The sequence below is a fragment of the Dasania marina DSM 21967 genome (assembly GCF_000373485.1).
Lineage (GTDB): Bacteria > Pseudomonadota > Gammaproteobacteria > Pseudomonadales > Dasaniaceae > Dasania > Dasania marina.
On record NZ_KB891592.1, the window covers coordinates 79,468 to 101,408 of the forward strand.

General features: G+C 48.0%; 22 protein-coding genes and 1 tRNA gene. 14 read left to right on the top strand and 9 right to left on the bottom strand.

The window, feature by feature from the left end:
- Positions 1 to 11: 11 nt before the first annotated feature.
- The 3 genes from B067_RS0119065 to B067_RS0119075 are packed head-to-tail and all read right to left on the bottom strand — an operon-like array spanning position 12 to position 3,541.
- Positions 12 to 1,199 carry an LPP20 family lipoprotein gene (locus B067_RS0119065; protein ID WP_019531701.1) on the bottom strand — a complete coding sequence of 396 codons (1,188 nt, stop codon included), beginning with the start codon at positions 1,197 to 1,199 and terminating at the stop codon, positions 12 to 14.
- Positions 1,189 to 1,803, bottom strand: a complete 615-nt coding sequence (locus B067_RS0119070; protein ID WP_019531702.1) for a penicillin-binding protein activator LpoB — start codon at positions 1,801 to 1,803, stop codon at positions 1,189 to 1,191. Before B067_RS0119070 ends, B067_RS0119065 begins: the two co-directional genes overlap by 11 nt.
- 40 nt (positions 1,804 to 1,843) lie before the next feature.
- Positions 1,844 to 3,541 (bottom strand): COG3014 family protein, encoded by a 1,698-nt coding sequence (locus B067_RS0119075; protein ID WP_156820913.1) that lies wholly within the window; start codon positions 3,539 to 3,541, stop codon positions 1,844 to 1,846.
- A gap of 358 nt (positions 3,542 to 3,899) precedes the next feature.
- Between B067_RS0119075 and B067_RS0119085 the strand changes: the two genes are divergently transcribed.
- The 4 genes from B067_RS0119085 to B067_RS0119100 all read left to right on the top strand — a co-directional run bounded on the left by B067_RS0119085 (position 3,900) and on the right by B067_RS0119100 (position 6,908).
- Entirely contained in the window at positions 3,900 to 4,166 is a 267-nt protein-coding gene (locus B067_RS0119085) for a hypothetical protein (protein WP_019531705.1), read from the top strand.
- Positions 4,167 to 4,289: 123 nt separating this feature from the next.
- Positions 4,290 to 4,979, top strand: coding sequence for a response regulator transcription factor (locus B067_RS0119090; RefSeq protein WP_019531706.1), 690 nt, complete (start codon positions 4,290 to 4,292; stop codon positions 4,977 to 4,979).
- Positions 4,972 to 6,315 carry an ATP-binding protein gene (locus tag B067_RS0119095; protein ID WP_169335600.1) on the top strand — a complete coding sequence of 448 codons (1,344 nt, stop codon included), beginning with the start codon at positions 4,972 to 4,974 and terminating at the stop codon, positions 6,313 to 6,315. The genes B067_RS0119090 and B067_RS0119095 overlap by 8 nt, the downstream gene beginning before the upstream one ends.
- 179 nt (positions 6,316 to 6,494) lie before the next feature.
- Positions 6,495 to 6,908: an acyl-CoA thioesterase gene (locus B067_RS0119100; RefSeq protein WP_019531708.1), complete on the top strand. Its 414-nt coding sequence runs from the start codon at positions 6,495 to 6,497 to the stop codon at positions 6,906 to 6,908.
- A gap of 278 nt (positions 6,909 to 7,186) precedes the next feature.
- Here the strand turns inward: B067_RS0119100 and B067_RS0119105 are convergent.
- The 3 genes from B067_RS0119105 to B067_RS21040 form a co-directional block, all read right to left on the bottom strand.
- Positions 7,187 to 7,263: transfer RNA gene (locus B067_RS0119105), tRNA-Arg, on the bottom strand.
- A gap of 39 nt (positions 7,264 to 7,302) precedes the next feature.
- The gene (locus B067_RS0119110) at positions 7,303 to 10,443 is read right to left on the bottom strand and encodes an efflux RND transporter permease subunit (RefSeq protein ID WP_019531709.1); all 3,141 of its coding nucleotides are present in this window, start codon (positions 10,441 to 10,443) and stop codon (positions 7,303 to 7,305) included.
- A gap of 11 nt (positions 10,444 to 10,454) precedes the next feature.
- A complete protein-coding gene (locus B067_RS21040; protein ID WP_019531710.1) occupies positions 10,455 to 11,600 on the bottom strand; it encodes an efflux RND transporter periplasmic adaptor subunit in 1,146 nt (381 codons plus the stop codon).
- Between the two features lie 241 nt (positions 11,601 to 11,841).
- Between B067_RS21040 and arsS the strand changes: the two genes are divergently transcribed.
- Genes arsS through B067_RS21045 form a run of 3 tightly spaced genes read left to right on the top strand, consistent with a single transcriptional unit; the run spans position 11,842 to position 14,108 of the window.
- Positions 11,842 to 12,807, top strand: coding sequence for an arsenosugar biosynthesis radical SAM (seleno)protein ArsS (arsS, locus tag B067_RS0119120; RefSeq protein WP_026244797.1), 966 nt, complete (start codon positions 11,842 to 11,844; stop codon positions 12,805 to 12,807).
- Entirely contained in the window at positions 12,800 to 13,483 is a 684-nt protein-coding gene (locus B067_RS0119125; RefSeq protein ID WP_019531712.1) for a TIGR04283 family arsenosugar biosynthesis glycosyltransferase, read from the top strand. Before arsS ends, B067_RS0119125 begins: the two co-directional genes overlap by 8 nt.
- Entirely contained in the window at positions 13,476 to 14,108 is a 633-nt protein-coding gene (locus B067_RS21045) for a TIGR04282 family arsenosugar biosynthesis glycosyltransferase (protein WP_019531713.1), read from the top strand. The genes B067_RS0119125 and B067_RS21045 overlap by 8 nt, the downstream gene beginning before the upstream one ends.
- Here B067_RS21045 and B067_RS0119135 read toward each other — a convergent pair.
- The 3 genes from B067_RS0119135 to flgA all read right to left on the bottom strand — a co-directional run bounded on the left by B067_RS0119135 (position 14,095) and on the right by flgA (position 15,809).
- Positions 14,095 to 14,571 carry a flagella synthesis protein FlgN gene (locus B067_RS0119135; RefSeq protein WP_019531714.1) on the bottom strand — a complete coding sequence of 159 codons (477 nt, stop codon included), beginning with the start codon at positions 14,569 to 14,571 and terminating at the stop codon, positions 14,095 to 14,097. The genes B067_RS21045 and B067_RS0119135 overlap by 14 nt on opposite strands.
- A gap of 80 nt (positions 14,572 to 14,651) precedes the next feature.
- The gene (gene flgM, locus B067_RS21050; protein WP_019531715.1) at positions 14,652 to 14,978 is read right to left on the bottom strand and encodes a flagellar biosynthesis anti-sigma factor FlgM; all 327 of its coding nucleotides are present in this window, start codon (positions 14,976 to 14,978) and stop codon (positions 14,652 to 14,654) included.
- A gap of 117 nt (positions 14,979 to 15,095) precedes the next feature.
- Complete coding sequence (gene flgA / locus B067_RS0119145; protein WP_019531716.1) at positions 15,096 to 15,809, bottom strand: flagellar basal body P-ring formation chaperone FlgA; 714 nt, start codon at positions 15,807 to 15,809, stop codon at positions 15,096 to 15,098.
- 230 nt (positions 15,810 to 16,039) lie between these two features.
- Here flgA and B067_RS0119150 point away from each other — a divergent pair, with 230 nt between their 5' ends.
- The 7 genes from B067_RS0119150 (at position 16,040) to B067_RS22070 (ending at position 21,772) form a co-directional block, all read left to right on the top strand.
- The gene (locus B067_RS0119150) at positions 16,040 to 16,975 is read left to right on the top strand and encodes a chemotaxis protein CheV (RefSeq protein WP_019531717.1); all 936 of its coding nucleotides are present in this window, start codon (positions 16,040 to 16,042) and stop codon (positions 16,973 to 16,975) included.
- 107 nt (positions 16,976 to 17,082) lie between these two features.
- Positions 17,083 to 17,943: a CheR family methyltransferase gene (locus B067_RS0119155; protein WP_019531718.1), complete on the top strand. Its 861-nt coding sequence runs from the start codon at positions 17,083 to 17,085 to the stop codon at positions 17,941 to 17,943.
- Positions 17,944 to 18,288: 345 nt separating this feature from the next.
- Complete coding sequence (gene flgB / locus B067_RS0119165; RefSeq protein ID WP_019531720.1) at positions 18,289 to 18,699, top strand: flagellar basal body rod protein FlgB; 411 nt, start codon at positions 18,289 to 18,291, stop codon at positions 18,697 to 18,699.
- Complete coding sequence (gene flgC / locus B067_RS0119170) at positions 18,699 to 19,139, top strand: flagellar basal body rod protein FlgC (protein ID WP_019531721.1); 441 nt, start codon at positions 18,699 to 18,701, stop codon at positions 19,137 to 19,139. Before flgB ends, flgC begins: the two co-directional genes overlap by 1 nt.
- Positions 19,140 to 19,195: 56 nt before the next feature.
- The gene (locus B067_RS0119175; protein WP_019531722.1) at positions 19,196 to 19,876 is read left to right on the top strand and encodes a flagellar hook assembly protein FlgD; all 681 of its coding nucleotides are present in this window, start codon (positions 19,196 to 19,198) and stop codon (positions 19,874 to 19,876) included.
- Positions 19,877 to 19,919: 43 nt separating this feature from the next.
- Positions 19,920 to 21,176, top strand: a complete 1,257-nt coding sequence (flgE, locus tag B067_RS0119180) for a flagellar hook protein FlgE (RefSeq protein ID WP_019531723.1) — start codon at positions 19,920 to 19,922, stop codon at positions 21,174 to 21,176.
- Between the two features lie 149 nt (positions 21,177 to 21,325).
- Positions 21,326 to 21,772 (top strand): hypothetical protein, encoded by a 447-nt coding sequence (locus B067_RS22070; RefSeq protein ID WP_205620009.1) that lies wholly within the window; start codon positions 21,326 to 21,328, stop codon positions 21,770 to 21,772.
- The last annotated feature ends 169 nt before the right edge of the window (positions 21,773 to 21,941 follow it).

A 21,941-nucleotide genomic window follows, 5' to 3' on the forward strand; every position in this document is an offset into this window, starting at 1 on the left:
TGCCACCCGTATTAATCTATGGCCTTAACGATATTGGCTCCCAGCGAGCTACCCAATTGTTGGGCTAGTTTCTCTAGGGCTTTGTCTTTGGCTAAGCCTGCATCGCTGGAGATGCCTTTGGCCTTGGCGATAAAGGTCGATAAGGTTTTGCCTTGTTCGTCCTGCAGGCTAACGGTGGCATTGGCCAGTTGATAGTGCTGCTTATCGCGGTTGATGTGGCGCCAGCTCACCGTATAGCTCAACACTATGTCGGCACTGCCTTGTTGGCTCACCCGCATGCCTTGGTCGGTTAAGGTTTTGATGAGGTTGTCGCGTAAAATCGTATCGCCGTTTTCGACCATGCGAAAGCGTAATGTATCCAGTAGTGCGTAAATGTTTTTTTCAAAATCGATTAGCGCTGGGCTTACTGGGAAGCTTTGCTGGCCGTTAGAGATGTCTAGCGCCTGTTGATTTAATTGCTGGCGCTGGGCCAGCAGTTTCAGGCTGGGCAGGGCGGTGCGCAATTTAGCTAAGGTGCTGCCCTCGCTACTGGCTAGGCTGGCGCTGAGTATCTGTTGGTCTAGCTGTGCGATTTGCTGCTGTAGGTTGGCCAACGCGCTTTGCTTATGTAAGGCTGCCAGTGCATAGACGCTGGCATTGTCCTTATCGATATAGCGCTCGATAATGTTGAGCCCGCTATAGCTGGTTTGCACTACGGTGTTGCGCACTTCGCTGCTAAAGGACTGGCTAACCACCCCTTGTTGTAACTCTTCCTGCGCATTGTTTACCGCACTCACGGAAACTCGCAGCTTGGCCGCTAGGTTGACCTTGGCCTGCTCGTCGGCAATTTGGCTGGCGGTGGCAGCGGTGGAATTAATCCCCGCAGCGCCTACGCCAAAGACGTACTCAGGGTTATTGGGCGGGGTCATGACCCAGTCCGGTTGCCGTTGATGGGTTTTTACCGCTGGCGTATTGTCTTGTTGGTACAGTTGCGCAGGCTTAGCTGTGGTCGTGGCCTTGATCGTATCAGTAGCCGCCGGGCGAGGTTTGCCCTCTAGCTCGGCAAAGGCATCGTCGGCTTGGCTATGTAACTCAGCTTCGGCTTGTTGTTGCTCATCGCTAGGCTGCAGTTGCGAGCTGACGGATTTACAGCCCGCTAAGGCTGCCACGACTAGGCAGCTGCTTAGCAGGTAGCGGCTGGCGCTTGTTTTAGAAGCCAAACTTTGAGCGCTCCTGTAGTTTTTTGATTTTCTTCTGGCCGTTCCATGCTTCGCGGTTAGTGCTCATATCAATAAGGCGTAAATCAATTTGATAGGCGGTAACGCGCTTGCCGTCCAACTCATCTAGGGTAGAGTTAATAGTGCCAGAAAGGGCGTAGTCGGCACCGGTTTCTTCACCCATTTGTGCTTGGGTGTCGGCGCGGGCGTTTAGCTCTTGGTCGGCGCGCTCGGCGCGTATGTCTTTACGCAGTTCACTGTCGGCAACAAAGTCGACTCTGCCGCTGCGTAACAGGCTGCGTTTTAGATCATTGGTAAAGGTATCGGTGGCGATATGCTCGTGGGATTTATTGCGCACCCGCTGGATAATCACGGTGGGGCGGCGATTATTTTTACGTTGATACTCGGCTATCCAAGGGAAGGTGAGCATGTCTTCTATCATGGCTTCGGCGGTGAGCTGAGAATCTTTATCGTTCCATTTGTCAGTGAGGGCGATTTCCTCGCTGCTATCTACCCGCGATACTGACACGGTGCTGCAGGCGCTTATGCCTGCTAATAATAGCGCCAGTAAGCCTAGGCGAGGCAGCAGAGTTGTTGACGTAGTCATTATAGTGTTCCTTTATTATACGAGTGTTATAACTGAGTTTTTATAAGGCTTTGTTGGCTATGCCCACCGGTTGATAACTGTGTGTATGCCATAGTGTAGGGCGGCCAGCAACGACATTCAATGACTGCTTCTGGCTGAGCACAAAGCCATTGCTGAGAGTGGTTTTTAGCTCTATGTCATGCTGCCCCGGCGCTAGGCTGAGGCGGCTTAGCAGTATGCTATTGGGCAAGGTTAGCCAATTGCGGGTGTCGGCCGAGGCGGTGAGCAGGTTGACCAGCTTCAAGATACCGCCCAGTGCCGGTGCGCCCGATTCATCAGCTGTACGCTGCGCGGCTATGGCCTTGGTTAATTCGCGGGTAAGGGCTAATTGGATCTCGGTGTTGGAGCGACGAATTTGTTCTTGCAGCGCTATGCGCATAATGGACTCAGCAGTGAGCAACCGCTCGGTGGCTAGGCCATCGATGTAAAGCTCGCTATGGGCAATGGTGTTTTTGATCGGTGGGTAATAGGGCACGGCGACACGGGCGCCAAACTCCAAGGCTTTAACCAGATTGAGCTTTTCTACATTGCGCCACAGCATGCCTATAGGTATGCGTTTACTGATCACCCCTTGCACTACGGTACCTACATCGCCTACCGCATAATTTTGTAGAATATCGATTAGGCCGGTGTCGGAGTACAGCATTAAGAACCAAGCCAGTTGTGCCCGTTGTTGTTGCTGGTTACCGGTGAGTATGGGCCATAGCACCAGTGAGCGGGAGTAAGTATCCAAGGTAAGGCGCAGGTTGAGCTCTTCCCTACGAGGCATGGTGCCGCTGTGTTGAATCACAATTAGGTCGCTGCTGTGTTTATCAACCTTGAGTAATTGTTGACGTTGTTGGCTACTTAAATGTTTTTCGGCGATGTATTGCCAGTCACTATCGTTGTCCAACTTCATAATTCTGGCAACATCGTACCAAGCCTGCTGGGCGGGTTTATCCCCCAGCTTATATTGCGCAGCAAAACCGTTTTGGTAGCTTTGGGCCGCGCGCTGATAGGAAATGCGGGCATTGTCGGTGTCGCCGGCTAATTCAAATAAAACACCGGCTATGTAGTGGCCGTAGGCATCGTCGCGGTAGCGTAATTGTTCGCTATGGGCAGGTTCACCCAAGGCTTGTTTAAAAATATCTAACAGTTGTGCGGCAGTGTTTTCACGTGAGTTGCCGCCTTGTGGTCGAGCTTTATAACCACCAGTTTCGAAACGCTGTTGCTCTAGGCGATGGTTGAGTTTGCGTATTTCTACCAGTGCGGCGTCTAAGTTGTCGTTATCAATATGATCGCTGCGTTGCGCCAGCTTTAGGTAATTCAGTACTTTGTAGTAATGCACAAAGGTATTTTCAAACTGTTGGCTTTGGTAGGGGCTTAAGCTGGGGCCTGTGAGTAGTTTGGCCATTTCGTTGCTAAGGCTGATGGTGTAGTTGTTGTCGATTAATTGCTCAGCTTCGTCAAAATAGCGATTGCTGTGTTGATAATCGCCTTTTAAATGATTAATGGTGCCCAGCTCTAGGCGGGACAATAAACGGTTTTTACCTTGCTCATTGATAGCGCTATGTAGTGCCTGCTCAGCTTCTACAAACTGGCCGTTTCTGGTGAGGTTAAGTGCCTTATCCATAGGCGGGGCGCTGGCACAGCCCAGAATAATTAAGCAGGTAACCATGCCCAGCATGCGTAAGCGGCAGCGTAAGAAAGGTTGGGGCATTACAATCCTTGGTGTCTTGGCATGGATAGCATTATTGACTGTTATTCACCGCTTAAGCAAGTTAGGCTGGCGGGTAATTAGTGGCACCCTTACGGGGTATAGAGCGGATAACACGCTGATTATTATGATCTCAATCATAGTGCGTGTCATAGTGCGGTGATAGTGCCAAAGTGAAAGGTTTTAGCCTGTAAGTGTTTGTGTAACTGAGGGTTGGCTGTTTTTTGATCGGCTTTTTGTGAAAGAGCGAATATTCCCACTATTGTTCAGCTTAGGTTAAGTTTCGATAGCGCATAATCTGTACAAGCTTAAAGAATCCCAGTTTATTTTTAATAAAGACATTATTGAAGAGAGCAAGACTATGAAATTAAGAACCTTAGTACTCACAGCTGCTGTTGCCATAACCGCCACACAGGCTTTTGCTGCTCGCCCTGTGAGCATCAAATATAACGAAGATATCGTCGTTGAAGGTGACCAAATATACTCACACTATGAAGTGAGCTGCTCTAATGGCGAGACTAAAGATATCTCAGCCTGGGATAAGCGTAAGACCTGGTGTGTAGGTAAAGGCTTAAAAGATGATTGCAGCAAAAAGCAAATCAAAACTGCCAAGCAGGTTTGTCGCTAAGGTTTAAACCCTTCAGCAGAAAAAACGACGAGTGAGGCATCACTCGTCGTTTTTTTTTGCCTACTCTTTTACAATGTTTAGGTGATATAAAGGTTCGATGGTAATAATGAAGAGGCAGCTTAGATGCGTTTATTGGTGATAGAGGATGAGGCCCACTTACGCACGGCGTTGTTAGAGTCGCTGGGGCGTGCGGGTTATGCGGTAGATAGTGCTGATAATGGCAAGGACGGCCTACATCTGGGTTTAGAAAACCCCTACGACCTGGCGATTATTGATTTGGGCCTGCCACAGGTATCCGGCCTAGATGTGATACGGCAATTGCGCCAGCGTGAATGCAGCTACCCTATTTTAATTCTGACTGCCCGCAGTGATTGGCAGGATAAGGTTGAAGGCCTAGAGGCAGGCGCCGATGACTATGTGGTCAAACCCTTTCATTTTGAAGAGGTTAATGCCCGGGTTAATGCGCTGTTACGACGTAGCATGGGTAGAGCCAAGGCCGTGTTAAACTTTGGCCCTTTGCACATAGACACTACTGCCAAAACCGCTAGCCTCAACCAGCAACTCATGACGCTAACCAGTTATGAATACAATACCTTGGAGTATCTGGCGTTAAAAGCGGGCAATATAGTTTCGAAAACAGAGCTTACTGAGCATTTATACGATCAAGATTTCGATAGAGATAGTAATGTTATTGAAGTGTTTATAGGTAGGCTGCGCAAAAAGATAGATCCCGATAATAGCTTAAAGCCTATAGTGACTGTGCGTGGCCAGGGCTATCGCTTCACCTTGCAAGAGACCGATGAACATGCCTAATTCATTATTTGGCCGCTTAATTTTTGCCAGCGTATTATTGCTAACTTTTTTCTTTAGCTTTATCGCCTATATGACGGTAGAGGTTTTTACCCATAATATTGAGGATTCGATTAAAAAAAGCTTAGTGCTAGAAAACCACGTATTACTATCGGTAGCGCAGGTTGATAATGACAGTATTAGCATACCCGAAAGCTTACATGACCCACGCTTTAATAAGCATGAGTCGGGCTTATATGGGTTTATTACTGATACTAGTGGCCAAATGTTTTGGGCCTCTTATTCTGCCCACTCCTTGCACTTGAATGCTGAATTGTTAGGTAGTAATAAGCTGGCTGTGGGTAAAAATCATTTTATAAAAAATGAGCAGTATTATATTTATCAGCATGCGGTTATGTGGGAAGTGGTTAGCGACGAGCCACAGCTGATAATTTTTTCGGTATTCGAAGATAGAGCAGATACCAATAAAAAAATTGCTGACTTTAGAAAACAAATAGGCCGATGGTTGGCGCTTACCGCTGTATTGTTAGTATTGGCTCTAGTGTTAATCCTACTGTGGGGTACCTTGCCATTACGGGAGTTAGCACGACGTTTAAAACTTATAGAGAAAGGCGTAGCTACTCATATAGACGGGGAGTACCCGGTAGAGCTAAGGCGTTTAACTAAAAACCTCAATCAATTAATTACCACCGAGCGGAAACAGCGTGAGCGCTACCACGCCACCTTGGCTGATTTGGCTCACAGTTTAAAAACGCCGCTAGCGGTGATACAGGCTGAGCTGGAATTAGGTGATAAAAATAATCAAAGCACTAGCACCTTAATGCAACAGGCTAGCCGTATCGATGACATTATCAAGCATCAGTTGCAGCGTGCGGTAGTGTCCAGCCCTAATACCTTGAGTGAGTCGGTAAAAGTGGCTGCCAGCGTAGAAAAAATAAAAGGCGCTTTCGAAAAAATCTACCGTGATAAGGGCGTGCAATTTAGCAGCGATATTAGCTCAGATGCGGTATTTAAAGGTGATCAGCGTGACTTGATGGAGGTGTTAGGTAACGTGTTGGATAATGCCTATAAAGCTTGTAATAGTACGGTAATGTTAAAATCCTATGTGGAAAATCGCTATCTCTATATAGAAGTGCACGATGACGGCAAGGGTGTGGCGCTAGAAAATCGCAACGCCATACTCAAACGCGGCCTGCGCGCCGATGTTAGCGGTGCTGGCCAAGGTATAGGCCTAGATGTAGTTAGGGATATAGTGGGAAGTTACAAAGGTAAAGTAGAGATTGCCGAATCGCCGTTAGGTGGCGCGGTGTTTATTTTAAGTTTTCAATTTATGCTTTAAAAGAAGTCGCTAGTTAACAGTTCCTAGTCTCTAGCTGATCGTCGCTAGTAAAAAATCAAAAAGCGCTGGACTGTGGCAGTAGATGCCGCAAGATTTTCACTAGAGACTAGAGACTAGAGACTAGAGACTAGAGACTAGAGACTAGAGACTAGAGACTAGAGACTGATAAAAGGAACGTTATGCATCAATTATTAAACGGCGTGGTACATCCCTGGTTGTGTGACATGATGGGCCACTTTACCACTCGCCATTATATGGCCATGTTTGACGATGCCAGCTATCAGTTGATGGCCGAGGCTGTGGGCTGGGATAGAAATGACCCGCAATGGCAGGGGCGCGGTTGGGCCGATGTGCGCCATGAAATAGAGTATGTGGGCGAGTTACAGTCAGGTGATTTACTTACCGTGAGTGGTGGCATAAAAACCATAGGCAATAGTTCACTCACGGTTTATTTCGTGATGAAAAATAAATTAACCGGGAAGCTTGCCGCCACTATGACGTCGAAAAGTGTGTTTTTTGATTTGGATGCCAGAAAAGCAACGCCGATTACAGAAATGATACGGGAGCGTATGCAGGGCTATTTAATAGATTAAAAAAGTCGCTAGTTTGTAGTCTTTAGTTCCTAGATTTCTATCGTCTATCGTCTAGGGACTATGAACTAGAGACTGTAAATAAACTCCTGAGTACTGATCGATATAAACACAAAAGTCTCGCCCTGCAGGATTAATCTGAAAATCCCATTCGGGCTTCGCAACTGCGTTGCTCGTAGCCTAATGCTGTGCATTTGGTCGAACGTTTTAACTCAAAGCCAAAGTGCTAACCAGTCTATACAAGAAAGGCCCGCCTTTCAGGCGAGCCTTTCTTGTATAGATGGTCCGCCCTTCAGGATTCGAACCTGAGACCTGCCCCTTAGGAGGGGGCCGCTCTATCCAGCTGAGCTAAGGGCGGTTGTTGTGGGGCTAAGCATACTGAATATCCCCTCATAATTTAAGTGTTAATTGGCGCTGCTGCTTTATTTTTTTGGAATAGCTTGCTGATATGGCTGGGTAATACCAGCATTACCGGTGTGACTACTAGCGTTAACACGGTTGAAAATAATAAACCGTAAACAATGGCGCTGGCTAAGGGTATCCAAGTGGATGAAATTTCACCACCGGTTGTCACCGTGCGTGAAATTAAATCTACACTGGTGTTAAGCGCTATAGGCAGCATACCCATAATGGTGGTGGCGGTGGTTAAGAAGACTGGCCTTAAGCGCTGTGCGCCGGCGGCAATCACTGCGTCTACTGGGTTTAAGCCCTGTTCTTTGCGTAAGTGGTTATAGGTGTCGATTAAAATAATATTGTTGTTAACCACTATGCCCGCTAAGGCCACTATGCCTATGCCGGTGAGTATCACGCTAAAGGTTGCTTGGGTGATTAACAAACCTAGTAATACCCCGGCGGTAGACATCACCACGGCCGATAAAATTAATAGCGCTTGATAAAAGCTATTAAACTGGGTGACCAGTAAAATAAACATTAAAAATAACGCCAATGAAAAGGCTACGCTTAAAAAGGCTTTGGATTTGTCCTGCTCTTCGTTAGCGCCGCGAAAGACCACGTTAACCTCGGGGTCTATTTCTTGCTGGGCCAGCCATTGCTGTATTTCTTTCACTTTGTGGTCAGCTAGCACGCCAGGCTCTATATCGGATTTAACGGTGACCACTTCTATGCCATTAATACGTTTAACGGTATCGACTTTAGGTTTGGCTACTCTTTGTACAAAGTCGCTGATAGGGATAACACCCTTGGCGGTGTTGATACGCAGTTGATCCAGTACGCTAATGCCGCGGCTGTCGAAGGGGTAGCGCACGCGTATGTCTACTTCTTCATCAGAGTCATCGGGGCGGTATTCACCTACTTTTACGCCATTGGTTACTAGCTGTACAGCGCGGCCTACCTCTAATACGTTGACACCTAACTGTGCGGCTAAGCCGCGGTCGACTTGCATCTCCCACTCTATGCCTGGCAATGGTGTGGTGTCGGTAATATCGCGTAATCCTTCCATGCTGCTTAAATGTTGGCGTATAAACAGTGCGGTGCTTAATAACTTGTCGCGGTTAAAGCCCTGCAGTTGAATTTGTATGGGCTTGCCTACCGGCGGCCCATCTTCAAGGCCTTTGGCATTTACAATAATGCCAGGCATATCGGCGGTGTGTTGGCGTATGTCGGCGTACACCTGATGGGTGGAGCGCGTCAGTATGGCGGGGTCGTTTAACTCTATCCATATGCTGCCTATTTGATCTTTAGCTTTGCTGCTGTCGCCACCATCAGTGCCGCTGGCGGTGTAGAGTGTGTTAACACCGTCCACTTCTAAAATACGTTGTTCGACTTCGCGCACCAAGTCACGTATTTCCTGCGCCGATAAATTACCTTGCGCTCGTACGGTCGCCGAACCGTACTTGGTTTCCGATTCAGTAAAAAACTCTACCCCGGCATTATATTTACCGTAGAGGAAAAAGATGGCGACTAAGATTGCCAGCGTGGCACTAATGACGATGATGGGGCGTTGCACAAAGCTGGCCAGTAAGCGGGCATAGTTACCGGTAATGCCCGCTAGTGTGGTGGGAGGGTCACTTTCTAAATGTTGTAAGTAGCTGCGTACGCTAGCGCTCATATTATTTTTGCCGAAATGCGCGCCTATCACCGGGGCAAACAATAAAGCATAAAACAGTGAGCCAAACAGCACCGCAAAAACGGTGACAGGGAGGTAGCGCATAAATTCGCCTGCAACACCGGGCCAAAACATCACTGGTAAAAACGCCGCTAAGGTGGTGGCAGTAGATGCAATCACCGGCCAAAACATACGTTTTACGGAGTGTATATAGGCATCGCGGCTGCTTAGGCCTTCGGCCATTTTTCTATCGGCAAATTCAGTGATCACTATGGCGCCGTCTATCAGCATACCCAGTGCCAGCAACATGCCAAACATCACCATAAAGTTAAAACTGTAACCTATGCTGTAGGTAATAATAATGGCAAACAATAATGAGAAAGGTATGCCAAAGCCGACTAATATGCCCGAGCGCACACCTAGCGCCGCCACCACCACAATCATCACTAGCGCCATGGCAGTGAGTATATTGCCCTGCATTTCGCTGACCATTTTTTTGGTGTAATCAGACTGATCTAGTACATAGCCTATGTCTATATTCTTCGGTAATTGATTACGTGTGGCGTTCACTTGTGCACGCACAGCCTCAGAAATATCAATAGAGCCTACCCCCTGACGTTTTTGTACTTCTATGGTGATGGCGGGTTTACCATTAACACTGGTGTAACGTTTAGGGTCTTTAAAGGTGCGACGTATGTCGGCGATGTCGCCTAAAATAACATGACCGTCGGCGGTAGATTGTAAAGGCAGCTGATACACGTCCTGATAGTTTTCTATCAGCCCCGGCACTTTAATCGAAAAGCGGCCCTTGCCATTATCAATGTCACCGGCGGGTACTAGTAAATTATTATTGAATACCGCGTTGGCCATGTCGCTGCTAGTGATTTGGTAATGCTCTAATAAGGCCGGGTGTATAAGTGCCTCTACTACCTCTTCGCGGTGGCCTACCATATTGGCGTTGAGTACACCGGGTAGGTTTTCAAATTGGCGTTTCAGTGTTTGTGCCGCCTGAAATAATTGCCGCTCGCCTACGTTGTCACCCGATAAGGTAACGACTATGGCGGCAAAGGCATCGGCCGATATTTCAGTAACCACCGGTTCTTCGGCATCTCTGGGCAGCTCGGCCTTGGCTCTGTTGATGGCTTCGCGTACATTGACCAAGGCTAGGTCTATGTCTTCTTCGGCATCGAAGCGAATAATCATCACTGCGTTAGATTCGTAGGCGTTGGCGATAAGTTCGTCCACCCCTTCGAGGTTGCGCAATTCTTTTTCCATGGGCCGTACTAATAAGCGTGCCGAGTCTTCGGGGGATACACCATCCAAGTAAACTTGTACCGAAATAATGGGGACGGTTACGTCCGGCGAAGATTCTATGGTGGTGCTGGCGCGGGTAAATAAACCGGCCAATAAAACTAGCAGTAATAGACAAAACATACTGCGGTGATGACTAATCGCGGTGCTTAAATACTTCATGGGTTAATGGCCTATAGCTCTGCAGGTTGGTCGGGCGGCGATTTTTTTTGCTGGGCTATAGGTTTTTTATCGGTCAAGCTGGTTTCCATCACTGCGCTAACTTGTTGGTCGGCGCTGACATATTCCCCGCCCACCGTGATCAGTGTACATTGCTCGGGCAGGCCGACTACCCACACGCCTTGGCTATCATCGCCTATGAAAGTGACGTTTTTAAACTGCACTCGCGATTGCGCGTCGATAATACGCACGCCTATATTGCCCGCATCATCTAGCGATAATAAAGACGACGAAATGCTGTGCGCCATCACGGCGGGAGCGGCTAATAAAATATCGGCGCTAATGCCGCTGTGTAATAAGTTGTCAGGGTTGTTTACCTCTGCCTCTATACGAAAGGTACGGGTGAGATTATCCGAGCGGCTAGCCACAAAGCGTACTTGGCCTTGTACTTGTTCGCCGGTTAATAATAAAGCCGTTATCTTGTCGCCAGCTTGAATGCGTTTGATATGGGTACCGGCTACCTGGCCTGCCACTATCAAGGGGTCAAAATCTAACACGGTGGCGCAAACATCACCGCGCTGCATTAAGTCGCCAATTTCTACCGGGCGGCTATCAATAACGCCAGCAAAGGGCGCGCGTATATTAATTTTCCCCAAATCTATACGGCGGCGCTGCAAATTGGCTTTGGCGGTTTCCAAGTTGGATTTTTTGGTGGCGATAACGGTTTTAGATTGAAAACCACTGTTATTCAGTTGTAACGCGGCATCGTATTCCAGCGTGGCTTTGTTCACTAGAGCTAGTGCTTGATCAACTTGTAGTTGCCGGTCTTCTGTGGCCAGTTGGCAAATAACATCACCGCTATCCACTCTTGCGCCTTTGGCTACTGGCAGGCTTGTCACTTGCCCGCTAACTTCGGCGCGCATATTGACGCTGCGGTTGGCTTCGGTTTGGGCGGCAATACGTAGTTGTGAGCTATAAGGCTGTGCCGAAATTTGCTTGGCTCTTACGCTGTAGTTGGCTTTGGCAGCAGGCTGTTCGCTAGCGGTAGGCTTATCCTCTTCGCCAAACAGGCCGCTGGCCATCCACAGCAGTAATAACACTAAAATAATCGCAGCGCTGTGATAGTTTTTATTTTCTTTAATTTGTTGCAGTGATGACATGGTGGTAATTACCCGTAACCGCTAGGCCTGTGTAAGGAGCTAGGCATTATGGATTGAAACGCTAAGGCTGGCCACTGGCTAAGTGTCAGTTAGTGTAAAAAGTAGGCGCTCTTGTTTTTGGTTAATAAATCAGCAAGGGCAATGGCCCTGAAGGGATAGCTATGAACAATGATGGGCTGGCGTGGTCGAAGGCGGGTAATAGCGATACACTGAAACCACTTTTTAGTTATGGGTAGATATGATGCTAGATAGCCGGCCACTATTAATTGCCACCGACTTTCCCCCCATACGGCGCGATACCTTAGCTATATTACAGGTCAACTTAGGTTATAAATGTAACCTCAGCTGCGTGCACTGCCATGTCAATGCAGGCCCCAGCCGTACCGAGATGATGAGCTTAGATACCGTAGAGCTGTTGCTGCAATTTATTACGCTGCAGCACATTAAGGTGTTGGATCTTACCGGTGGCGCCCCTGAGTTGAATCCACACTTCCGCTATCTGGTCGCTGAGGCGCGCGCCTTAGGGGTAGAGGTGATAGACCGTAGTAACTTAACGGTATTGTTTGAGCCTGGGCAAGAGGACTTAGCCCAGTTTTTAGCGGAGCAGGAAGTGGTGATCACCGCCTCCTTACCTTGTTATAGCGCAGAGAATGTCGAAAAACAGCGCGGCAAAGGCGTCTATGCCGACAGCATCAAGGCATTGCAACTGCTTAATCATCTGGGCTACGGCAGTAACCCTAAGCTGCCGTTAAATTTGGTCTACAACCCCACCGGCCCAGTATTGCCACCGCCCCAGCAAGCGTTGCAGGCAGATTACAAAAGAGAGTTAAAACAGCGCCACAATATTGTGTTTAACCAACTGTATACCATCACCAATATGCCCATTAGTCGCTTTGGTGCGGTGCTGCTGGCGCAGGGTCAGTTTGAAACCTATATGGACTTGCTGAAGGCCAATTACAGCGACAGTAATTTGGCGACGGTGATGTGTAAAAATCTGCTGAGTATCGATTGGCAGGGTTATCTTTATGATTGTGACTTTAACCAGATGCTGGAACTGCCTATGGGCGCAACGGTAGAACAGGGGCGCAGGCACTTATCGTCGGTAATGAGGCAGGATTTTGCCGGTCAAGAGATATATATAGCCGACCACTGTTTTGGCTGCACGGCCGGGCAGGGTAGTAGCTGCGGTGGCGCCTTGGATGAATGAGCTTGCGCCTGCGCTGAGTATTATTATGCCGGTATTCAATGAGGCGACGCACTTGCCAGCTAGCTTGCGTGCGCTACAGCCTCTGCGCCAGCAGGGCTGTGAGTTAATTATTGTGGATGGCGGCAGCCAAGATGAGAGTGCCGCCATTGCGCAAGCTTGGGCTGATGTGAGCTTGCAAAGTGCTAAGGGGCGCGCCTTGCAGATGAATGCTGGCGCAGCGGCAGCGCGAGGCGAGTATCTGTTGTTTTTGCATGCTGATACGCAGTTACCGCCTGCGTTGTCAGTCGCGCACCTATTACAGTCACAGCCCAGTTGGGGGTTTTTTAAGGTGCAGCTCAATAGCCGTAAAAGCCTACTGCCTTGGGTGCAGGCATTAATAAATTTGCGCTCTGGGCTTACGTCGGTGGCTACCGGCGATCAATCTATTTTTGTGCAGCGTCAGCTATTTATTGAGCTGGGTGGGTATCCCGCTATTTCGTTAATGGAAGACGTGGCGCTGTGTAAGCAGCTGCGTCGCCGTGCTCGCCCTAGTATTGTGCCTCAGCCGGTGCTCACCTCTAGCCGTCGCTGGTTACAGCGGGGGGTGATCAAAACCATAGCGTTAATGTGGTTGCTGCGCTTGGGCTATTTTTTAAAGTTCAGCCCACGGTTATTACACCGGCTTTACTATGGGTGAGTTCGTCTATCCGCGTTGTAAAATTCTGGTATTTGCGAAAGCACCGGTGGCGGGGCAGGTGAAAACCCGCATGCAGCCGCAGCTTAGCCCTGCGCAATCGGCACAATTACATAAAGAATTACTGGGACATTGCTTAACAACCCTACAACAGGCGCGGTTGGCACCGGTGCAGTTGTGCTATAGCGGTGAGCATGAATGCTGGCAGGGTTTGCGGCAGCGCTATTGCTTGGAGATAGTCGAACAGGGTAAGGGTGACTTGGGTCAACGTATGGCCGGAGCTGCCGTCCATGCCTTGGTAGATGCCGAGGCGGTGCTGTTGTTGGGAGCCGATTGCCCTTTTATTGACGCTGCCTATATAGCGCAGGCTCTGCAGCGATTGCAGCAGGGAGTCGATGTGGTGTTTGGCCCTGCCGAGGATGGTGGCTATGTGCTGTTGGGGTTTAAACGCCTGTGGCCGCAGCTGTTTAGCGGCATTAGCTGGGGTAGTGATCAGGTGCTGGCGCAAAGCTGTAGTGCTTTAAAGGGGGTAGACAGTCGTTATCACTGTTTAGCCCCCTTGGCCGATATAGATAGGCCCGAAGATTTGCCACTATTACGAGAGCTGCCAGCTTTTAAGCACTGGTGATACTGCGGCCAGAGCTGTTGTTATTGGCCATACCCTTGGGGTCATATAAGCGATTTTGTTGGTTGGCGCCGCGTAATAAGTCCAGCGTTTGATTAACCACTAGGCGGGTGCGTTGCAGTATGCGCTCGTTAACGGCATTTAAATGCTGGCACTCATCCCATTGCTGGGCCAGTTGTCGCCACGCCTTGGCTACTATCGGTGACTCTTGTTCGGCAGCATTGAGGGTGGCGGTTTCATCCGCTAGGCCTGCTGCCTGTAGGGCGTGCATGCGAGTGTGGGCATGCTGCTTAAGGTTTTTGACCAAGCTATTTTTGTCAGCTAGCAGAGTTTTAATATTGTCGTAGTCGCGGTTTTCTAGAGCGCTACGCTCTTGTAATAGCAGCTTATGTAGCTGGGTAGTGAGGGGTAGGTCTTTGTGGAAGGTGGCTAGAAGCTCTGACCACAACTGCGGTGAAGTTGCCATAGGATTAAACCTTTTGAATGTTTTATATTTGCCTTTTGCTCGCTAGGCGAGCGGGTGCTCAAAGAGCGGTTCAGTGCGCGCTATTTGCCGAAGAGCGCATCTGAACTGAGTAATTTTTCAGCGATTTTGTTGTTGTCTATACGGTATTCGCCGCTTTCTATGGCGGCTTTGATGCTGGCCACGCGTTCCTCGTTCACTTCAGGCAAGTCTGCAAGCTTGCCCTCTAAGCTTTTAAGGGTTTGCGCTTGGCTGCTTAAGTTAACTTGGTCGCCGCTAACGGGAGCTTTAGCATTGCTATCGACCGCAGCGCTTTTGCTTTGCTCGGCTTTGGCGCCGTTCTCGTCCTTGCGATCAGTACGCAGCTCGTTGCGGTTTGGGCTTCCTAAGCCACTGATATCTCTAACCATTTCTCTAATCCTAATTGGCAAATTAAGGCAAATATAAAACGTTCATGGTATTTATCGGCAGTAATGCCGCGAACTTTAACATATTTACCTTTTTTATTACGGGTTTCTGCAGGGTGTTTATAAACTGGCCTGCACGGCTCCAGGCCCGGTGACACGGGCGTCGATGACGCGTTTTGATTGTCTGTTTTGCACCTGTATTTGCTGCCCTTGGCGGCCATCGCTGAGGGCGATGGCGGGGGCCTTAACGGTTAAGCTGCCAGATTCGGCGCTGAGCACCACGGCGTCGCCTCTTTCTACCATCAAAGAGGCCTGTAAATAGCTGCTGGAGATGACTACGCCAGGCTTAAGTGCACGGCTGGCTTCCATCCCCACCACATCACTTTTACGAAAATAATAACTGCCCCGTATGCCGCCTAAATCGACTTCGCGTAGGTCTAGGTGCTGAGGGCTGAACTGGGTGTCTTTATTGATGGGTCCTGCGGCGACCACGACGGGGTGAAAGAGTTGTATCTCAATAGGCACATACAATGACCAGCGTCCTGGCTGCGAGCAGCTAACCTTGAGGTTGACGCGGCCTACGGTGTTATTATCATGGCGCTCTACTGCCAGTGCTTGGGCGCAGTCGGCCATGCTTAGGCGTGAATCTAAGGCGTTAATTTGATGGCTGATACGGCTGGCATTGGGGTAGCGTTGCTGTAGCTCACTGCGGTAGTCATCCATAAAGAGTTTTATGCTGCTGCTAATGTCAGCCGCGCTGGTATCGGCCTGCACTACCGCGGGGCTGAGCGAGATTAGGGTGCTTATCGCTATTAAAATACTACGTGCTTTCATTAACTTAGCCTATGCTTTATCTGTTAGTGCGCTAAATATTGCTGCTTTGCTGCCGATGACATATTGAAGTCGAAAAAATGACGCTCAATAGCTCGTTCAAGAAATACTGCAAGTAGTATGCCGTTAATGGCCGTGAGCGGGGTAATGGTGCTAGAGTGCTATGTTCTCACTAGCACCGGGCCAAGCCGGTTGGTTTGATGAGACTAACGTAATCGTTATTGGAGAAAAATATGGCAGGTGTACTCGATACAGTCAATCAGCGTACCCAGCTAGTCGGGCAAAACCGCCTAGAGCTACTGTTGTTTCGCCTAGATGGTGCGCAGGTATACGGTATTAATGTGTTTAAGGTTAAAGAGGTGTTGCAGTGTCCTAAGCTGACCAAGATCCCCCAGCGCAATCCGGTGGTGAGAGGCGTCTCCCATATACGTGGAGGCACTATCCCGATTATGGATTTGAGTTTGGCTACCGGCCAAGGCGAATTAGACGACATAGAGAGCTGCTTTGTTATTATTACTGAATATAATACGGCGACGCAGGGCTTTCTCGTGCGCGGGGTAGAGCGCATTATCAATATGAACTGGGGTGATATACATCCACCACCCAAGGCCTCGGGGCGCGAGCATTATTTAACGGCGGTCACCAATATCGATGGTCGTTTAGTGGAAATCATAGACGTAGAAAAAATTCTGTCTGAAGTTTCGCCCATGGTGGAAGAAATTTCCGCAGGGGTAGTCGATGACGATATCGGCGTGGAGGCTGCGAGCAAGCACGTATTAATTGTCGATGACTCGGCTATAGCCCGTAAGCAAATTAAACGCTGTGTAGAGAGTATAGGCGTAGAAACAACGGTGCTGAATGATGGCCGCCAGGCCTATGAGCATCTGTTGGCATTGGCTGACGAGGGCATCGATGTCTCTAAGAAATATATGGTGATGATTTCAGATATAGAGATGCCGGAAATGGATGGCTATACCCTCACCTCAGAGGTGCGAGCCGATGCCCGTTTGGCTAAGTTACATGTGGTGCTGCACACCTCGCTCAGTGGTGTTTTTAATCAGGCTATGGTGAAAAAGGTAGGGGCTGATAATTTTTTAGCCAAGTTTAACCCTGATCAATTAGCAACCATGGTTACCGATAGAATTAAGGCCGTTAATGCAGGGGAGTAGGCTTAGCAGGCAGTAAACTTTGTTCGCAACGATATATTTTATCGGAGCAAGGTGGAAAATTCTGTATGCTTAACGGCATTCCCGTAATAAAAAGGTTAGCAGTATCTATGAGCCAACAGAGCTATGGTTTGCCTTCTCATGCCAGTGCGCAAGTGTCGTCGAAAGATTACCAAAACTTTCGCGCGTTTTTAGAAAGTGCCTGCGGCATATTATTGGGTGACAATAAGCAATATTTAGTGGCCAGCCGATTAAGCAAGATTATGGCGTCTAATCAGATTGCCAGCCTTAGTGAGTTAATAGAAAAGATTAGCCTTGTGAATAATCGCCCCTTAAAAGAAGAGGTGATAGATGCCATGACCACTAACGAAACCCTCTGGTTTCGTGACACCCACCCTTTTGACGTGTTTAAAAACACGATTTTGCCCGCAGCGATTGCCAATGGCGGTAGCAGTTTACGAATTTGGTCGGCAGCCTGCTCCTCGGGGCAAGAGCCTTACTCGCTCAGTATGATATACGATGAGTATCGAGCGGCTTACCGGGCCAAATTACCCCCGTTAAATATTGTGGCTACAGACCTATCCAAGTCTATGTTAGAGGCCTGCCGGGCAGCAGAGTATGATGGTCTGTCACTGGGGCGCGGCTTATCCGAGCGGCGTCTGAGGCAGTTTTTTGAGTCTACAGAAAATGACTGTTGGCGATTAAAGGCGGTGTGCCGTGAGCGGGTTAGGTTTCAGCTCTTAAACTTAATGGATGGCTTTATTAGTTTAGGTAAGTTTGATGCTGTGTTTTGCCGCAATGTGTTGATTTACTTTTCACAAGAGTTAAAAAAAGACATCTTACGGCGCATACACGCTAGCTTAAAGCCAGGTGGCTATTTAGTGCTGGGAGCCTCAGAGGGCATGACGGATTTAAGCGAATTCTATGAAATGGTACATTGCCATCCGGGTATTATTTATAAAGCTATTTGAAGGGTGTGCTGGTCATTTGCCTAAACAGCGCCCTGTATAGCCACCTGAAAACGGACTGAATAATGCTCCGAACATTAAAAAGCTCAGCCCTATGGTGCTGGGCTTTTTTGTTATCTACGAGGCGGGGTAGTTGTAAACCTTGCCGCCTTTGCCTTGCCGCTTGCCGCTCTGGCCAGCAATTGTTTGCCGCCACCTTTTCTATATCTGCCCCCAACCCGCTGTTTTTGCTGCAATAGCAAAGCTGGCACAGGCTTTGCTATTACTATATCCATAAGCAACAAGTGTTAATACTTTGCTTGTTAGCCCAGCGGGGTGATAACAGGTAATTGTGACGGGTAAAATGTAATGGCGATTAGTTTTTCAAATGCATTAGGGGTACACGAGGCCGCATTAGGGCTACGCACTAAACGTGCCGAAGTGCTGGCTAGTAATTTGACCAATGTTGATACGCCTAATTATAAAGCTCGCGATATAGATTTTAAGAGCGCATTGAAAAGCCAGCTAGCTATGACGGGTAACGCTGCCAGCATGAAGGCGACTAACAGCAAGCATTTTGGTGTTGCGCAAGGTCAGGGTGTTACGGCGCTGGATTTAAAATACCGTGTGCCTTTACAGCCCTCGCTGGATGGAAATACCGTAGACGAACAATCAGAAATGAGTCGCTTCGCTAAAAACACTATGGATTTTCAGGCCAGTTTTCAGTTTTTAAACGGCAAATTTAAAGGTCTAAGTAAGGCCATTAAAGGAGAAATATAATGTCAATCAGCAGTATTTTTGACATAGCCGGCTCAGGTATGGCGGCACAAAGCCTACGGTTAAATACCACGGCGAGTAACCTGGCCAATGCCCAGGCTGCCAGCAGCAGTATTGGTGAAGTCTACCGAGCTAGGCACCCGGTTTTTTCGGCGGTACATCAATCGGAGATGCAGGGTGATGGTTTTATGAGCTCCATCCAAGATGAAGCTAGTGTAGGCGTTAAAGTAGATGGCATCGTCGAAAGCGATGCTCCATTACAAAAGCGTTACGAACCCCAGCATCCCAAGGCGGATAAAGAGGGTTATGTGTACTACCCCAACGTTAATGTGGTGGAAGAAATGGCTGATATGATTTCTTCATCGCGTTCATTTCAAATGAATGTGGAAATGATGAACTCAGCAAAAACCATGATGCGTGGATTATTAAGCTTAGGGCAATAAGCCTTTAGTGATAGCGAGCGCAACATGAGTAATCGTAGGATTTAGGAAGCAAGGCAATGACTGACAGTGTAATTTCAACCGGTTTATTAGCGGACTTGTCTATACAGGATAAGCAGCAAGCACAGGGCCGTACCAAAAGTAACGAGTTGGGTCAGGATGCTTTCTTAAAATTAATGATTACGCAGATGAATAATCAAAACCCGCTAGACCCACAAACTAACAGTGAGTTTGTGGCGCAGTTAGCGCAATTTAGTTCGGTAGAAGGTTTAGATAAATTAAATAATACCGTCACCGACATGAATCAGGGTTTTCAATCTAGCCAGGCGCTACAAGCATCTTCATTAGTGGGGCGCAGTGTAAAAGTGCCAGCTGAAAATGCGTATTTGGCAAGCGGTAGTTACATAGCCGGTACTATCAACTTACCCTATAGCACCGCTGATTTGAGTATGAATATATACAACTCGGCCAATCAATTGGTAGGTAGGGAATTGTTAGGCCCGCATGAAGGTGGTGATGTGACTTTTGTGTGGGATGGCAAAAATAATGATGGCACTACCTTGCCTGCCGGTAAGTATCGCTTTGAGGCCATAGCCAGCACTACTGAGGGTCCGCAGCAATTAGCCACCGATTTAAGCGCTAATGTCGATAGTGTCACTGTAGGTGGCAATGGCACCCTAACATTAAATATCGCCGGCATAGGGCCTATGTCCTTGTCCAGCGTTTCAGAAATTTTATAGGCAATAGATAACAGCATTACCTAATAAGGTAGAGGAGTGAATTATGTCGTTTAATACCGCATTAAGTGGCTTGCGGGCTGCTAATCAAGATTTATCGGTAACGGGTAATAATATTGCCAACGCGAGTACAGCAGGTTTTAAAGGGTCGCGTGCAGAATTTGGAGATGTTTACGCCGGCAGTTTAATTGGCGGTGGTTCTTCCGCAGGTAGCGGTGTATTAGTAACCGATATAGCGCAGCAATTTGACCAAGGTAATATTTCATTTACCGACAATAGTTTGGATTTGGCCATTGATGGTACCGGTATGTTTGTGCTCAGCGATGCTGGCGCAACCACCTATAGCCGTGCAGGTTATTTTGGTTTGGATAAAGATGGTTATGTCGTTGCTAATAACGGCGCACGTTTGCAGGGTTATCAAATTAATTCATCAGGCGCTATCTCAACGGGTGTGACCGGCGACTTGCAAATACAAACGCAAAACATCGCTCCAGCTTCAACCAGTGCAGTAGATATAGAGTTTAATTTGGACTCTAGAGCGACTGCTCCGGCGGTAAGTCCTTTCGATTATACCGACCCCGATAGTTACAATACTTCTACTTCTTTGACAGTGTACGACAGCCTGGGCAACCCCCATGTGCAAACCAACTATTTTGTTAAAGATCCAGCACCGGCCGTTAATCAATGGCAGATGTATGTAAAAATTGACGATCAAAATGTCATTACGCCTACTGCCAGTGATACGCCTATTTCGTTAAATTTCAATGCTGATGGTAGCTTGGCTTCGCCGTTAACGCCTGCCAGTGTTAACGCTTGGAATCCTGTAGATGGTAACGGCAATAATAACGGGGCGACTACACCTGCAAACTTTACCATTAGTGTGGGTAGCTCTACCCAATTCGGTAGTGAATTTTCCGTTACCAGTGTCGGCCAAGATGGTTTTTCATCAGGGCGCTTGTCCAGTGTGGAAGTCGATAAAACCGGTGTTATCTTTGCGCGTTTTACCAATGGTGAGGCGAAGCAGTTGGGGCAATTAGCGTTAGCCACTTTTGGTAACCTACAGGGGTTAACACCTTTAGGCAGCTCTAGTTGGGGTGAGTCTTTTGAGTCGGGGCAACCGATAATTGGCGCACCATTAACGGGTTCTTTAGGGACTATACAGTCGGGAGCGTTAGAGGATTCCAATGTCGATTTATCAGAGGAGCTGGTGCATTTGATTATTGCGCAACGTAACTTCCAAGCGAATGCTAAAACGATAGAAACGGCGGATACAGTTACTCAGGCAATTATTAATCTACGTTAATTATTTTACGTAAGTATAATCTTATTAGAGGTTTTTAGGAGGTCTATAAAAGTTGTTGCGCTTGTCTTGCGGCGTTAGAAATCAGTTTAAAATGCTTGTCAACTCTCTCTCGTACACGCATTTTTCGCAAGTTATTCATGTCGTACAACATGACGGCTTGCACACGGCTCCGCTGGTTTTTATCAATGCAGGCAGGCGCGGCATCTTTTATAGGCTTCTTAATTTCCGCTAATCCCCTTGGCCCGAACGCTTTGTTTCGGGCTTTTTCTATTTTGGCCTTTTATTTTTGCTATCAGTTTAGTGGTATAGCTTGCGGTATAGGTATTTGTCCGCATAAAAAAGTTGTTGGCATCCTAATTGCATTTTCCATTGGTAGTGTTAATAAACAGGCGCTTTTAATTATGGATAAAGCAATCTATCTCGCGATGTCTGCAGGGCAAAACATAATGTCTGCCCAGGCTATACATTCAAACAACCTTGCTAACGAGCTTGTAGAAAAACGTTTCGGGAAAAATCGTCTGTCCATAGCTCTCTTCTATTGGTTTTATGGGATGATTCTAGACTGTGTAGAAACCACCCACATCTATTTGACATAATGCCATATTATGCGCAGTCAGCGCGTATTAGTTGCCCTTTAGGCCACCTTTTGGGCTCTTTCTTTTTCCATTTCACCGTAACGCATCACCTTTTCGATATTGTGTACCATGCAGAATAAACGCCATTGGCCCTGCACCTTGGCTTTGCTGCGCAACGAGAAGCGGTTGA